Annotated in this window: 12 protein-coding genes; 7 read left to right on the top strand and 5 right to left on the bottom strand. The window is 66.4% G+C overall.

The window, feature by feature from the left end:
• Positions 1-225 precede the first annotated feature (225 nt).
• The 7 genes from ACIQF4_RS16640 (at position 226) to ACIQF4_RS16610 (ending at position 9,154) form a co-directional block, all read left to right on the top strand.
• A complete protein-coding gene (locus tag ACIQF4_RS16640; RefSeq protein WP_400516625.1) occupies positions 226-1,599 on the top strand; it encodes a polysaccharide lyase family 1 protein in 1,374 nt (457 codons plus the stop codon).
• Positions 1,599-3,485: a pectinesterase family protein gene (locus ACIQF4_RS16635; RefSeq protein ID WP_400516624.1), complete on the top strand. Its 1,887-nt coding sequence runs from the start codon at positions 1,599-1,601 to the stop codon at positions 3,483-3,485. Before ACIQF4_RS16640 ends, ACIQF4_RS16635 begins: the two co-directional genes overlap by 1 nt.
• 54 nt (positions 3,486-3,539) lie before the next feature.
• Positions 3,540-4,658, top strand: coding sequence for a histidinol-phosphate transaminase (locus ACIQF4_RS16630; protein ID WP_400516622.1), 1,119 nt, complete (start codon positions 3,540-3,542; stop codon positions 4,656-4,658).
• Positions 4,659-4,808: 150 nt separating this feature from the next.
• Positions 4,809-6,038 carry a pyruvate dehydrogenase (acetyl-transferring) E1 component subunit alpha gene (gene pdhA, locus ACIQF4_RS16625; RefSeq protein ID WP_400516621.1) on the top strand — a complete coding sequence of 410 codons (1,230 nt, stop codon included), beginning with the start codon at positions 4,809-4,811 and terminating at the stop codon, positions 6,036-6,038.
• The gene (locus ACIQF4_RS16620) at positions 6,038-7,018 is read left to right on the top strand and encodes an alpha-ketoacid dehydrogenase subunit beta (RefSeq protein ID WP_400516619.1); all 981 of its coding nucleotides are present in this window, start codon (positions 6,038-6,040) and stop codon (positions 7,016-7,018) included. Before pdhA ends, ACIQF4_RS16620 begins: the two co-directional genes overlap by 1 nt.
• A 21-nt stretch (positions 7,019-7,039) precedes the next feature.
• Positions 7,040-8,527, top strand: a complete 1,488-nt coding sequence (locus ACIQF4_RS16615) for a dihydrolipoamide acetyltransferase family protein (protein WP_350003601.1) — start codon at positions 7,040-7,042, stop codon at positions 8,525-8,527.
• Between the two features lie 9 nt (positions 8,528-8,536).
• Positions 8,537-9,154: a phosphatase PAP2 family protein gene (locus ACIQF4_RS16610; RefSeq protein ID WP_374152980.1), complete on the top strand. Its 618-nt coding sequence runs from the start codon at positions 8,537-8,539 to the stop codon at positions 9,152-9,154.
• Positions 9,155-9,160: 6 nt separating this feature from the next.
• Here the strand turns inward: ACIQF4_RS16610 and ACIQF4_RS16605 are convergent, their stop codons facing one another.
• From ACIQF4_RS16605 to ligD, 5 genes are all read right to left on the bottom strand, one after another.
• Positions 9,161-9,496, bottom strand: coding sequence for a hypothetical protein (locus tag ACIQF4_RS16605; protein WP_350003603.1), 336 nt, complete (start codon positions 9,494-9,496; stop codon positions 9,161-9,163).
• Positions 9,497-9,646: 150 nt separating this feature from the next.
• Positions 9,647-10,075, bottom strand: coding sequence for a universal stress protein (locus tag ACIQF4_RS16600; RefSeq protein ID WP_350003604.1), 429 nt, complete (start codon positions 10,073-10,075; stop codon positions 9,647-9,649).
• 44 nt (positions 10,076-10,119) lie between these two features.
• A complete protein-coding gene (locus ACIQF4_RS16595; protein ID WP_350003605.1) occupies positions 10,120-11,412 on the bottom strand; it encodes a PLP-dependent aminotransferase family protein in 1,293 nt (430 codons plus the stop codon).
• A 92-nt stretch (positions 11,413-11,504) separates the two neighbouring features.
• Positions 11,505-12,377, bottom strand: coding sequence for a hypothetical protein (locus tag ACIQF4_RS16590; protein ID WP_400516618.1), 873 nt, complete (start codon positions 12,375-12,377; stop codon positions 11,505-11,507).
• Positions 12,378-12,525: 148 nt separating this feature from the next.
• Entirely contained in the window at positions 12,526-13,770 is a 1,245-nt protein-coding gene (gene ligD / locus ACIQF4_RS16585) for a non-homologous end-joining DNA ligase (protein WP_400516617.1), read from the bottom strand.
• Between the last annotated feature and the right edge of the window lie 40 nt (positions 13,771-13,810).

Below are 13,810 nucleotides of genomic sequence, written 5' to 3'. Positions count from 1 at the left end.
GGGCTGCAGGCACGGTGCACCGAGCATTACGGCCTTTCAGGCACTGGCGCTGGCGGATGTCATGCACGGGCAGCGCGGTATGACATTCAGGAAAAGACTCCTGTCAAAGTTCGACTGAGCTCTTGACATTCGGAAAGCGGTTTCTCATAGTAGAGAAATCGCTTTCCGACCCGCAGGCTTCGCCTGCGCCGAAGCGTGGTTCATTCCAATGGAGGAAGAGAGATCATGCGTCACAAAAAGCCCCTCACACCCGTGTCTCTGGCGGCGGCCCTTGCCGTCTCGCTGCTCGCAGCACCCGTCCCCGCGTTCGCAACAGCCGCGCCACAGGCGGACCCAACAGCCCAGACCGCACGACAGCCGCTCGAACGCCAGGTGCTTCCGGAGAACGACGGCTGGGCCGCGGCGGGTGCCGGCACCACGGGCGGGTCCGCTGCCGGTCCTGACCGCGTGTACGACGTGTCCAGCAGAAGCGAACTGCTGGCTGCGTTTTCAAGTGGCGGCACGGACCCGAAGATCATCCGGATACACGGGGATATCGCGGCAAATACAGATGCGAACGGTGCTCCGCTCAGCTGCGAAGACTATGCCGCCGGCACCGGCTACTCCCTGGCCCAGTACCTCTACGATTTCGATCCCGCCCGGTATGGAACAACCAGGGAACCCGAGGGGCCCCAGGAAACTGCGCGGCGCGCAGCCGCGGCACAACAGGCCGCCACCATCCGCTGGGATATCCCCAGCAACACCACCATCGTGGGAGCCGGGCCGGACAGCAGCATCACCGGCGCAGCCCTGAGGATCAACCGGGCAGAAAACGTGATCTTCCGGAACCTCACGGTGCGGGACGCTGCCGACTGCTTCCCGGCCTGGGACCCGACCGATGGCGCCACCGGCAACTGGAACAGCGAGTATGACCTGCTGCAGATCATCAATGGCTCCACCCGCGTATGGGTTGACCATAACCACTTCACCGATGCCCCCAACCTGGACAGCGCCCAGCCCACCTACTTCGGCCGGCCGTACCAGGTGCACGACGGCGCCGTTGACGTCACCAACGGCTCGGACCTTGTCACCATGTCCTACAACCGGTTCTCCGAGCACGACAAGCTCCTGCTCATCGGATCCACGGACTCCACCACCAGGGGCGACGTGGGAAAGCTGCGCGTAACGATCCACCACAACGTGTTCCAGAACGTTGGCCAGCGCGCACCCCGGGTCCGGTACGGCCAGGTGGACGTCTACAACAACCACTTCAGGACCTCCGCCGACTCCGAGGTCCCCTACGGATACACCTTCGGGGCAGGCGTGGAATCACACCTGTACGCGGAAGCCAACGCGTTCACTATTCCTGTCGATGTCCCGGTTTCCTCGCTCATCGCGTATTTCAAGGGGAAGGTCATCGCCACCACCGGAAACGCCGTCAACGGCAAAGTCGTCGATCTTCGGGCAGCGTACAACGCGGAGGCTCCGGCTGACCGGCAGCTGGGCTCCGACGACAGCTGGACGCCGGTGCTGCGGACCCATGTGAATGCGGCCCAGGCCGTCCCCGCCCTCCTCGCGGACGCCGTCGGGCCCGTTTTCACGGCAGGGGAGGCTAACTGATGCGCCGCCTCAAACCCAGCCGCCGTTCCATCCTGGCTGCTGTTGCGGCGGGAGCAGCAACGGCCGCGGCAGGACTCTCCGGCCCGGGCGCTGCGCGCTCGCTGGCCGCGGTCCGCCCCGCCACCGCGCAGAAACGGACCCACCCGGTGATTTTCGTGGTGGGGGACTCGACCTCGTCCGCCTACCAGCAGTCGGAACGTCCCCGCGCGGGCTGGGGCCAGGCGCTCCCCCTGCTGCTGGGGCCGCAGGCCGAGGTAGTGGACTACGCGTGGTCCGGCGCTTCGTCAAAGAGCTTCGCCGATGCCGGCCTCATGGATGAGGTTGTGGCCATGCTCCAGCCCGGGGATTACCTGCTCATCTCCTTCGGGCACAACGACGAAAAGGTCCAGGATCCGGCCAGGGGTACCGACCCCCAGACCACGTTTAAGGAATACCTGCAGAAATATATCGACAGTGCCGTTGGCCGTGGCGCGAAGGCCGTGCTGGTCACTCCGGTGGAGCGCCGCCGGTTTAACGCCCTTGGCGTGGCCCAGGAGTCGCACGGCGCCTACCCCCAGGCTGTCCGCGAGCTCGCTGCAGCGACCGGAACACCCCTCGTGGACCTCACGGCGTCCTCCAGGGACCTGTGGCAGAAGCTGGGCGTCGAAGGGACGAAGTCGCACTTCCTTTACGCGGAGCCCGGCCAATATCCGCAGTATCCGCAAGGGGTGGAGGACAACACGCACTTCCAGGCCGAAGGCGCCCTTGCCGTGGCCAGGCTGGTGGCCTCGGAGTTGCAAGCACAGCAGGCAGTACCGCCGGGGTACTTCCAGCATGTTGATGCACCACTGGATGCCCTTGCCGGAATCTTCTGGCCCAGCGAACGCCCCATTGAGAAGCCCGTTGTCCTGGAGGTCGGGGCAGGATCGGCGTTCCGGACGGTGCAGGCGGCCGTGGACGCAGTCCCGGCCGGAAGCATCGGGCGCACCCAGATACGCATCGCGCCCGGAACCTACCGGGAACTCATCAGGGTTCCGGCCAATAAGCCCAGGATCTCCTTTATTGGGCTGGGGGAGAAGGCGGACGACGTTGTACTGGTCTACAACAACGCCTCCGGCACTCCAAAACCTGACGGCACCGGGCCTTACGGCACGGGCGGAAGCGCCAGCGTGCGGATTGACGGACCGGACTTCACGGCCGCGAACCTCACGTTCAGCAACGACTTCGACGAAGCCGCCAACCAGGAGATGAAGAACCGGCAGGCGGTGGCACTCTTCCTGACAGGCGACCGGGCCGTCCTCCGCAATGTCCGTTGCCTGGGCAACCAGGACACCCTGCTGGTCGATTCGCCTTCCCGCGGAGTGCAGTCACGGTTCTTCTTCACCGGCTGCTACGTGGAAGGGGATGTGGATTTCATCTTCGGCCGGGGAACGGCGGTCTTCGCCGGCTGCGAGATCCGGTCCCTGGACCGGGGATCCGGGAGCAACAACGGATACGTGTCGGCCGGCAGCCTCAACATCCAGATCAAGCACGGCTACCTGTTCGCCGGCTGCCGGTTCGTCTCCGATGCCGCGGCCGGCACTGTGCACCTGGGCCGCCCCTGGCACCCCAGCGGAGACGTTGACGCGATTGCCCAGGTGCTCGTCAGGGACTCCTGGCTGGGCGCCCACATCTCCAGTGCGCCCTGGACGGACATGAGCGGATTCTCCTGGCAGGAAGCGCGCTTCCACGAATTCAACAACAATGGTCCGGGCTCCCAGGTAACCCCCACCCGGCCCCAGCTTGATCCTGGCCTGGCCGGGGAGTACACCGTGGACGCCTACCTCCGCGGAGCCGACGGCTGGGCGCCGCAGCTGGCGGGCACCAGGGCGGACACCACCGGAGCGGCGTCCGGCAGCCGGGCCTGATCGCGCTGGACCAGCCTGCTTCCCTCCCGGAGACGGGGAAGTAGGCTGGTCTGCATGACGTCTTCTGAGACCCTCAAAGGCGGTGTCCAGCCCCGTCCCGTGGTGGCCAGCCTGCCCCGCTACGCCGCCGGGAAGCCCCCCGCCACCGTTGACGGGATGGCCAGCTACAAGCTGTCATCCAACGAAAATCCGTTGCCCCCGCTTCCCGCCGTGCTCGAAGCCATAGCGCACCAGACCGACTTCAACCGCTACCCAGATCCGCTCAGCAGCAAACTGCGTGCGGAGCTCTCCGGCTTCCTGGGCGTTCCCATGGAGGACATCGTCACCGGTGCGGGCAGCCTGGGCGCACTGAACCAGCTGCTGGCCACCTTTGCCGGCGGGAACGATGACGGCATGCCGGATGAGGTGGTCTACGCCTGGCGGTCCTTCGAGGCGTACCCCATCAGCGTTGGCCTCTCCGGAGCCAGCAGCGTGCGCGTTCCCGTGGCTGCTGATGGCAGGCATGACCTGCGGGCCATGGCGGAAGCCGTGACTGCCCGAACCAAAATGGTCCTCCTGTGCACGCCCAACAATCCCACCGGGCCCGCCCTGGGCGCAGCCGAAACCGAGGAATTCATCAGGCGCGTCCCCCCGCACGTGGTGGTGGTGATTGACGAGGCCTACCAGGAGTTCGTCAGGGCCGAAGGCTCGGTGGACGGCATTGCCCTGTACCGCAAGTACCCCAACGTGGTGGTGCTCCGGACGTTCTCGAAGGCGCACGGCCTGGCAGGGCTCAGGGTGGGCTACAGCGTGTCCAACCCCGCGCTGACGCAGCACATCAGGGTGGCAGCAACCCCCTTCGCCGTATCGCAGATCGCTGAGGCGGCGGCGATTGTTTCTCTGCGGAACCACCCCCAGGTTGTAGAAAGGGTACAAAGCCTGGTGGATGAACGCGAGCGTGTCACCGCACGGCTACGGAGCCTGGGCTGGGCTGTTCCCGACGCGCAGGGAAACTTTATCTGGCTGGACCTGGGCGAGCACAGCGCCGGATTTGCCGAGCTTGCGGGCAGTCACGCACTCTCCGTCCGGGCATTCCCGGGCGAAGGGGTCAGGGTGAGCATCGGCGAAGCGGAGGCCAACACCAGGTTCCTCCAGTTGTGTGCGGACTATACAAACGCGCCACGGGGTTCCTAGCGCTTAACAAGTGGCCCGGAGCCTACCTACTGAAGATAAAGTTAGGATCAGTAAAGCAATATATATGCCGCGCCGGGAATCTATTCCTCTTGAGGCATATATCCCAGCGACATTTGCACTGCATCCGCATGCGGCAAGCGAGGAGACGGTATGGGCACACATCTGCCTTCCACCGAGTTCGACGGAACAGCGGTAGACGACCAGCGTGAGGCTGATGCCGAAGCGGTTATGGGCGAGCCCCCCGCGCAGATGGTCCAACTCCTGGACCCGGACGGAAAGCTTGGCTTCGACCCCGTCTTCAGCGAGTACGCCCGGAAAATCACTCCGGAAATTCTTCGCGGCCTGTATGCGGACATGGCCGCCATCCGGCGCTTCGACGTGGAAGCCACTGCCCTGCAGCGCCAGGGACAGTTGGCGCTCTGGGTCCCGCTGACCGGGCAGGAGGCCGCACAGATCGGCTCCGGCAGGGCCAGCCGGCCGCAGGACTATATCTTCCCCACCTACCGCGAGCACGGCGTCGCCTACACCCGCAACGTGGACCTTGCCGAACTCCTCCGGCAGTTCCGGGGCGTATCCAACGGCGGCTGGAACCCCAAGGACACGAACTTCCACCTTTACACCCTGGTCCTGGCGGCCCAGACGCTTCATGCCGTCGGCTACGCCATGGGCATCCAGCGTGACCAGAAGCTGGCGGCGCCGGCCAACGGGGAGGACGCAGCGGTGATCGCCTACTTTGGCGACGGTGCCAGCTCCGAGGGCGACGTCCACGAGTCGATGGTGTTCGCCTCGTCCTACAACGCCCCCGTTGTGTTTTTCTGCCAGAACAACCACTGGGCCATCTCCGTGCCCACCAACGTCCAGACCCGCGTGCCGCTGTCCAATCGTGCCAAGGGCTACGGCTTTCCGGGGATCAGGGTGGACGGCAACGACGTCATCGCCGTCCACGCCGTCACCGAATGGGCTCTGGAACACGCCCGCCAAGGCAAGGGCCCGGTCCTGATCGAAGCTTTCACGTACCGGGTGGGCGCCCACACCACCGCGGACGATCCCACCAAGTACCGGCCGTCCGCCGAGGAAGATGCCTGGCGGGCGAAGGACCCCCTGGCCCGGGTGGAAAAATACCTGCGCGCCGAAGGCCTGGCTGACGACGACTTCTTCGCCAAGGTGAAAGCCGACGGCGATGAACTCGCCGCATATGTCCGCCGCACCACCCATGACCTTGAGACCCCGGACATCCGCTCCGCCTTCGCCAACACCTACGCCGAAGCGCATCCCCTGGTGGCGGAGGAGCTTGCATGGTTTGAGGAATACACCGCAGGGTTCGCAGGCGGGGAGCAGTCGGCCGATGCCGGACAGCCCGCAGCAAAGGCAGGCCACTGATGACAACCATGACCATCGCCAAGGCCATCAACGAAGGCCTGCGTGAAACACTCGCCCGCAACCCAAAGTCCCTGCTGATGGGTGAGGACATTGGTCCGCTGGGCGGCGTCTACCGGGTGACGGACGGTCTGATCGGCGAGTTCGGTCCCGACCGCGTGGTGGACACGCCGCTGGCCGAATCGGGGATTATTGGAACCGCCATTGGCCTCGCGCTGCGCGGGTACCGGCCGGTCTGCGAAATCCAGTTCGACGGCTTTGTTTTCCCCGGCTTCAACCAGATCACCACGCAGCTCGCCAAGATGCATGCCCGCAGCAATGGGAACCTCACAGTTCCCGTCGTCATCCGCATCCCCTATGGCGGCGGCATCGGGTCCGTCGAGCACCACTCCGAATCCCCGGAGGCGCTGTTCGCCCACACTGCCGGCCTGCGCATCATCACCCCCTCCAACGCCCATGACGCCTACTGGATGATCCAGCAGGCCGTGGAATGCCAGGACCCGGTGATCATTTTCGAGCCAAAGCGCCGCTACTGGCTAAAAGGCGAGGTGGACACCGCCGCGCCGGGCCGGGCCGGGGATCCCTTCAAGGCCCATGTGCTGCGCGAAGGGACGGACGCCACCGTTGTGGCGTACGGCCCCCTGGTGCCGGTTGCGCTGGCAGCCGCCAACGCCGCTGAGGAGGACGGCCGGAGCGTGGAGGTGATCGACCTGCGGTCCATCTCCCCGCTGGATTTCGACACCGTCACGGCCTCTGTGCAGAAAACCGGGCGGCTGGTCGTGGCGCATGAGGCGCCCACCTTCGGCGGAATCGGCGGCGAGATCGCTGCCCGGATCAGTGAGCGGGCCTTCCACTCGCTTGAGGCGCCGGTCATCAGGGTGGGTGGCTTCCACATGCCCTACCCGGTTGCCAAGGTGGAGGAAGACTACCTTCCGGACATCGACCGCATTCTGGAGGCGCTGGACCGCGCCCTTTCCTACTGAGGCTTCCCAACCGAGGACACCATGACTCTCAACAAGTTCAACCTGCCTGACGTCGGCGAAGGCCTCACCGAAGCGGAAATCGTCTCCTGGAAGGTCAAGCCGGGCGACGCCGTCGCCATCAACGACGTCCTCTGCGAGATCGAAACGGCCAAGTCCCTCGTGGAACTGCCCTCACCCTTCGCAGGGACCGTTACTGAACTGCTGGTCCCGGAAGGGGTGACCATCGACGTCGGCACCGCCATCATCAGTGTCAGCGACGACGTGTCCGGAGACCCCACCCCCGCGGATGTCCGCGCCCCTGAGGCTCCCGGGCAGCCGCTCTACGGCAAGCTTCCAGCGTCCGACGGCGGCGCAGCAGACAGTGCGCAGGCCACGGAGAGTGCTCCGGCCGGCGGGCCCCTCGTCGGCTCCGGCCCCAAGGCCGACGCCGTGAAACGGCGGCCGCGGAAGACATCGCCCGCCTCCGCCTTGTCGCCCAATGCCCCTGAAGTGGAGCCCGTCCAGCCCCATTCGCCGGCCGAAGTGATTCAGGCGCCGGGCCAGGCAACCAGCCCGGCCGCCACCGTCGACAACCGTCCCACCCTGGGCGGCACCATCACCGGCCTGGTCAACCGGGTCCTCGCGAAGCCTCCTGTCCGCAAGATCGCGCGGGACCTTGGCATCGACCTGGCGGATGTGGTGGCCACAGGATCCCGCGGCGAGGTGACCCGCGAGGACCTGGTGAGCTACCAGGCCCAGCGGGACGCGGAACTGGACAAGGCTGACGGCTTCTGGGGCAAGGCGGGCAAGCCGCAGGACCAGCGCATCGAGCGGATTCCCGTCAAGGGCGTCCGGAAGGCCACGGCAAAGGCCATGGTGGATTCCGCCTTCGCGGCACCGCACGTCAGCATCTTCGTGGATGTGGACGCCAGCCGCACCATGGAATTCGTCAAAAGGCTCAAGTCGTCACGGGACTTCGAGGGCATCAAGGTTTCGCCGCTGCTTATCCTTGCCAAGGCGGTGATCTGGGCTGCCGCCCGGAACCCCAGCGTCAACGCCACGTGGGTGGACAATGCCGACGGGACCGACGCCGCCGAGATCCAGGTCAAGCACTACATGAACCTGGGCATTGCGGCGGCCACACCGCGGGGGCTGATGGTGCCGAACATCAAGAACGCCCAGGACCTTTCCCTGAAGGAACTGGCACTGGCGCTCAATAACCTGGCCGTCACGGCCCGGTCCGGAAAGACGAAGCCCGCCGAAATGCAGGGCGGCACGCTTACCATCACCAACATCGGAGCCCTCGGGATCGATACCGGCACACCCATCATCAATCCCGGTGAGGTTGCCATCGTGGCGTTCGGAACCATCAAGCAGAAGCCGTGGGTCCTCGACGGGGAAGTCATCCCGCGCTGGATCACCACCCTGGGCGGATCGTTTGACCACCGCGTGGTGGACGGCGACCTGTCCGCCCGCTTCATGGCCGACGTCGCCGCGATCCTGGAGGAGCCTGCGCTCCTCCTCGACTAGGACAGGACACTGGCAATCAACGGCCCCGCCCTCCGGACCAAGAACAGGACCGCGCGGTGGCTGACGGAGGTGTTCCAGCCTCCGGTGGTGGTCACCGTCCAGCTGCTGATCAGCCCCATATCGCAGCCCGGCTTCCCGGGAACCATGGGATATGGTGCGTTGGCGGCCCTGTTTGTCTGCGTGTTTCCGCTGCTGTTGCTGCTCGTGCTGGTGCGGCGGGGCAAGGTCACCGACCACCACGTCAGTGACCGCCGGCAGCGCGCTCCCGTGCTGCTGATGGCGCTGGCCTCCATCACGGCCGGGCTCCTGGTGCTGGCGTCAGTGGGCGCCCCGCAAAGTGTGGTGGTGATGGTCCTCGCCGTGGTGGCGGGCGTTGTGGTGCTCGCGGGAGTCAGCCCGTTCTGGAAGATCAGCGGGCACGCAGCGGCCATGTCCTCGGCGGCAGTGATCAGCGTACTGGTGCTGGGGCCGGCGTGGCTTCCGCTGCTGCTCCTGGTGCCCGCTGTCGGTTGGTCCAGGGTGGTGCTTCGCGCCCACACTCTCGCCCAGGTGGTTGCCGGTTCGCTGTTCGGCGGCGTGGTGATGGCCGGGATCTGGTGGGCCCTGCAGGGCCGGATGGTGGCGTAGCCGGCCTCAGTAGGCGGTGTAGGCGGTAAGCATCTCAAGCGTGGCCGGATCCGCGGTGGTACCCAGGGCCACGGCAGCGCCCGTCATGAGGACAGCCATGGCCGTCGCCATGCCGGCCCAGGCCGTCAGGAGCTTCCAGTCCTCCCGCAGCACGCTGCCCACGGTCTCGGGGAGCCTGATCCCGGGCGCAATCAGGTTGGGGGCGCTGTCCACGCTGCCGTCGTCCAGCAACGCCACGACGCGGTCGTTGCTCCGGTCAACGCGCATGGAGCAGATGTGGTTGCCATGGCGGGCGAGGAGGATGTCGTGGCCGGCAAGCTGGCGGCGCTGGAGGGTAATCAATGGGGCCCCTTAGTGGTGGTGGATGCTGGGTGTCCGCACCGTTGGGGGCTGCTTCAATTTTATCGCCGGGTTGACGCCGGACAGGCGCTTTTGGGCGTGAGAACGGACACCATGCGGGGCGCGCCTTCCGCATGGTGTCCGTAAAGTCTGCTATTCGGCGTCGTACGTATTGGCGATGTAGACGTCGCAGGGCGCGTTGTGGGCCACGCTGTTGGCTACGCTGCCAAGCACGCGCCCGATGCCGTGCATCCTGCGGTTTCCCACCACGATGATGCGGGCGTCCATCCTCAGGGCTTCCTTGATGAGGGCGTCGGCCGGCCTGCCGCGGGCGGCGGAGTAGGTCACCTTGATGGCCCTGCCCAGCGAGTCCGCAACCGTCCGCGCCACATGTTCCGCTGCGTCGGCATCGGAGACGATCCACCGGTCGCTGCCGCTGCCAAACACCTCGGTGCGGTCGCTGTCGAAGGCCGACACCACGTGGAGGGAGGCGCCAAGGGCTGTTGCGAGGTCGCGGGCCGATTCGGCGGCCTTCCTGGCAGTTGCGCTGCCGTCCACCCCTACAACGATGATTCCGCTCATGTGTGCTCCTTTGCTTGGTTTCTGTGGCGCTGGTCACGCCAAGGCTACAGCGCGGCGATGGCTTGCTGAAGCACCGGCGCCAGGCGGCGGACGCCTTCGGCAATGGCCTCGGGCGGCACGGCGCTGAAAGCGAGGCGCAGCTTGTTGGACGGATCGTCCGACGGCGTGAAGGCGGCTCCCGGGATGAACACAACGCCGGCGTCGATCGCCTTGTGCAGCAGGGGGTAGGTGTCCACGCCTTCGGGGAGCGTCACCCACACGAAGAAGCCGCCTTCCGGCTGTGTCCAGGTGGTCCCCGCGGGCATGTAGTCCTCGAGGGCTGCCAGCAGCGCCCTGCAGCGCTCGGCGTACAGCACGCGGTACGTCCCGATCTGGCCCTTCCAGTCGTAGTCGCGGAGGTAGGCCGAGACCAGCATCTGGTTGAAGGCCGGCGGGCAGAGCGTCACGGCTTCGGCTGCCAGGTAGTAGCGGCGCTGAAGGTGTTCCGGGACCAGTGCCCAGCCGATCCTGAGGCCAGGAGCGAAGATCTTGGAGAAGGACCCCATGTAGATGACGTCGTCCGGATTTGCTGCCCGCAGCGGCGCCAGGGGTTCCCCGCTGAAGCGGAGCAGGCCGTAGGGGTTGTCCTCCACAACGAGGATATTCGCCTTGCGGCATATGTCCACGATCTCCTGGCGCCGGTCCGCCGCCATGGTGATGCCCGAGGGGTTGTTGAAGTTGGGGATGGTGTAGAGGAATTTGATGTTCTTGCCGGCCAACTGAAGGGCGGCAATCCGGGCCTCCAACTGCTCCGGGACCAGGCCTGAAGCGTCCATTTCCACCGTTTCCACCTGGACCTGGTACGCCTCGAAGGTGTTGAGTGCTCCCACGTACGTGGGATCCTCCACCAGGACCACATCGCCGGGGTTGCAGAAAACCTTGGTGGCCACGTCCTGCGCGGACTGCGAGCCTGCGGTGATGACCACATTCTGCGGCAGCGCGTCGGTGATTCCTTCAGCTGCCATCACCTCGCAGATCTGGGTGCGGAGTTCCTCCGATCCCTGCCCGCTTCCGTACTGCAGGGCGGTAAGGCCGTCTTCCGCAATGATCTTCGCGGCCGTGGCGGCAAGGCGGTCCAGCGGGAGGGACTGCAGGTAGGGGCTTCCTCCGGCGAGCGAAACGAGGCCGGGCCGCAGGGAGATGTCGAAGACGTCCCTCACTGCCGACTGGCGGATATTCGCGGCCCGCTCCGAGAAGAGTTCTTCGTGGCGGTGTGCGGAGGTAGCCGCCCGCTCGATGGCATCAATGGCTTCTGCTGGCAGCGTCCCTGCTGCGGCGTCGAGTGTTTCGTGGCTCACACCCACAGGATACAGCGATGTGTTGCCCTAAAAGCAACAGGTGTTTCTAAATAAGCTCCTGTTGGGGATTGGCAACTTTCATACCCGGGCAGTTAATCGAGGCTCAGAACTTCATTGAGGGTGAGGCCATTGACGTAAATCTCCGCCCTGATGGCGCCCACGGCAGCAACGGCCGTCTGCGTCAGTTGCGCTTCCATCCGGGGCAGGTCGCAAGCGCCACCGGGGCGCATCGTGCCGGCAAGGTAGACGGTGACCGTGGTCCCGTCGAAGCTTCCCGAGAGGAACTTCAGGCGCGAACCGGCAAGGGCGTTGTAGAACTCCGGTTCGTGCGTCCCCACAGCGGCGCTTCCCGGCGTGTCCAGCAGCGCCCCGACCGCGGCAGGAAGGACCTCCCCGCCAGTGGGACTTGCGTGGGAAATGCCCACCAGGCTGTCGTTGCAACCGAAACGCACACCGTTCCGGCCGCCGTCGTCCAGGAGCACGTAGTAGGCCGTCACCACAGGCGCGGCGGCCGGACTGCCGGCGGGAAGGGGGCGGGCGGAAGGCCGCAGCGCCGCAGCATCGCCGGTGTCCCGGGGAGCTGAGGTGCCGGGTTCCTCACTGCCCGGATCGTCACTTCCCGGATCCTCACTGCCCGGATCCGGAGTGCTTGGCGCGGAAGTGCCTGCCAGCGGAGCGCCTGGCCCTCCGGCCGCTGCCGAAAGTCCGGCAGATGCCTGGTTCAGCGATCGGGCCGGGGGAGCGGCCGCCTCCGTGCGGGCAGGACCCTGCGGCTGCGGGCCTGGGGCAAGGGGGCGCGGGACGGCCGGTGTGCTTTTGCTGAGGGCAAGCGGAGCCGCAGGTGCCGGCGTGGATTCCGGGGGTGCCGCTGCCACGCATCCGCCGAGCCACAGCGGAAGAGCCAGGAAGGCCGCTGCCGCCGTCCACAGCCCTGCCCTGTGTCTTCCTGCACTCCCTGCCTGCATGCCTCCACCGCCATCCCGGTCCGGTTTGGTGGATTAACGTTACGGCGGGCAGCCAGGCCCGGGAATGCCGGGAAGGTACCGGTTGGGACAAGAGTTGATCACGGTGCGCTGCCTGACAGGCCCGCGCCAAGTTCCCGCCGGGAACCCGTCAGGACCCTGGCCGGCCAGGCCACTCCTTGCCTGCCCAAGGGTCGTAGTCGGCAATGAGTTCTTCTTGCGGCGGACGTTCCGGCTCGGGGACGTGCTGCAGGTTCACCCGCACCCGGTACCAGAGGGAGCTCGATCCACGCATCCCGTCCACCAGCACATCGGCCGGATGCAGGGCCGGGACAAGGTCCGCGTGCCGGGCCTTCCATTCGTCGAGGGCGGCCTGCGCTTCGGGCCTGGTCCTGGTCCGGGCAACTTCAATGAGCGGCATCACCGACTGCCGGCGGCCGGAGCCGTCACCGCTGCGCGGCGCCTTTTCGGCGGGTCCGAGCTCCGCCGCCAGTGCCAGGAGCCCGTCAAGGCTGCCCGCCGCGTCATCAATACCGGCGTGCGGGTCACCCTTGTCGGCAAAGCGCCGGGGCACTGTGAGCACCGTGAACTGGTCCGGCCTGGCGGTCCGGACCTCGTCCCAGGTCAGGGGGGTGGATACCCGGGCGTCGGGCAAGGGCCGCACCGAGTACGCGGAGGCCACGGTGCGGTCCTTGGCGTTCTGGTTGAAGTCCACGAACACGCTCTCGCCCCGTTCCTCCTTCCACCACCGTGCGGTGGCAAGGCCGGGCGCGCGGTTCTCCACCTCGCGGGCAAGAGTCTCGGCGGCAAGCCGCACGTCCCGGTAGGACCACCGCGGTGCGATGCGCACAAGGATGTGAAGCCCCCGGGAACCGCTGGTCTTCGGCCATCCCACCAGGCCCGCGTCGCCGAGCACGTCCCGCGCCACAAAGGCGGCGTCCACAATCTGGGACCAGTCCACCCCCGGCATAGGATCGAGGTCCACCCGGAGTTCGTCGGGGTGCTCCAGGTCTTCCGCGCGCACGGGGTGGGGATTCAGGTCAAGGCAGCCGAGGTTCACCACCCATGCCAGGCCGGCGGCGTCCCGGATGACGGCTTCCTCCGCCGACGTCCCCGACGCGTAGTGCAGGGTGGCGGTGTCCACGTAGGCAGGGTGGTTTTCGGGCACGCGCTTTTGGAAAAACGGCTCGGCGTCAATGCCCTTGGGGAAGCGCTTGAGGACCATCGGCCGGCCCCCGGCGCCGCGGAGTGCACCGTCCGCGACCGCCAGGTAATACTTCACCAGGTCGAGCTTCGTCAGCCCGGGTTCGGGGAACAGCACCTTGTCCGGACTCGAGATGCGGACCTCGGCTCCGGCGATGGTGAGGATCTCGGCCGGGGTCTTTGAGGGACTCATGCGGTCACGGTAGCAATGATCAGGTGCAGCAGCCAGAGTT

Origin of the sequence: Pseudarthrobacter sp. NPDC092202 (genome assembly GCF_044755505.1) — a bacterium.
Taxonomy (GTDB): Bacteria; Actinomycetota; Actinomycetes; order Actinomycetales; family Micrococcaceae; genus Arthrobacter.
This window is presented reverse-complemented; position numbering and strand designations above follow the sequence as displayed.

What these genes read in the sequence shown, in the direction of transcription:
- ACIQF4_RS16640 (WP_400516625.1), top strand. Translation starts at nt 226, where the DNA reads ATGCGTCACAAAAAGCCCCTCACACCCGTGTCTCTGGCGGCGGCCCTT.
- ACIQF4_RS16635 (WP_400516624.1), top strand. Translation starts at nt 1,599, where the DNA reads ATGCGCCGCCTCAAACCCAGCCGCCGTTCCATCCTGGCTGCTGTTGCG.
- ACIQF4_RS16630 (WP_400516622.1), top strand. Translation starts at nt 3,540, where the DNA reads ATGACGTCTTCTGAGACCCTCAAAGGCGGTGTCCAGCCCCGTCCCGTG.
- pdhA (WP_400516621.1), top strand. Translation starts at nt 4,809, where the DNA reads ATGGGCACACATCTGCCTTCCACCGAGTTCGACGGAACAGCGGTAGAC.
- ACIQF4_RS16620 (WP_400516619.1), top strand. Translation starts at nt 6,038, where the DNA reads ATGACAACCATGACCATCGCCAAGGCCATCAACGAAGGCCTGCGTGAA.
- ACIQF4_RS16615 (WP_350003601.1), top strand. Translation starts at nt 7,040, where the DNA reads ATGACTCTCAACAAGTTCAACCTGCCTGACGTCGGCGAAGGCCTCACC.
- ACIQF4_RS16600 (WP_350003604.1), bottom strand. Translation starts at nt 10,075, where the DNA reads ATGAGCGGAATCATCGTTGTAGGGGTGGACGGCAGCGCAACTGCCAGG.
- ACIQF4_RS16590 (WP_400516618.1), bottom strand. Translation starts at nt 12,377, where the DNA reads ATGCAGGCAGGGAGTGCAGGAAGACACAGGGCAGGGCTGTGGACGGCG.
- ligD (WP_400516617.1), bottom strand. Translation starts at nt 13,770, where the DNA reads ATGAGTCCCTCAAAGACCCCGGCCGAGATCCTCACCATCGCCGGAGCC.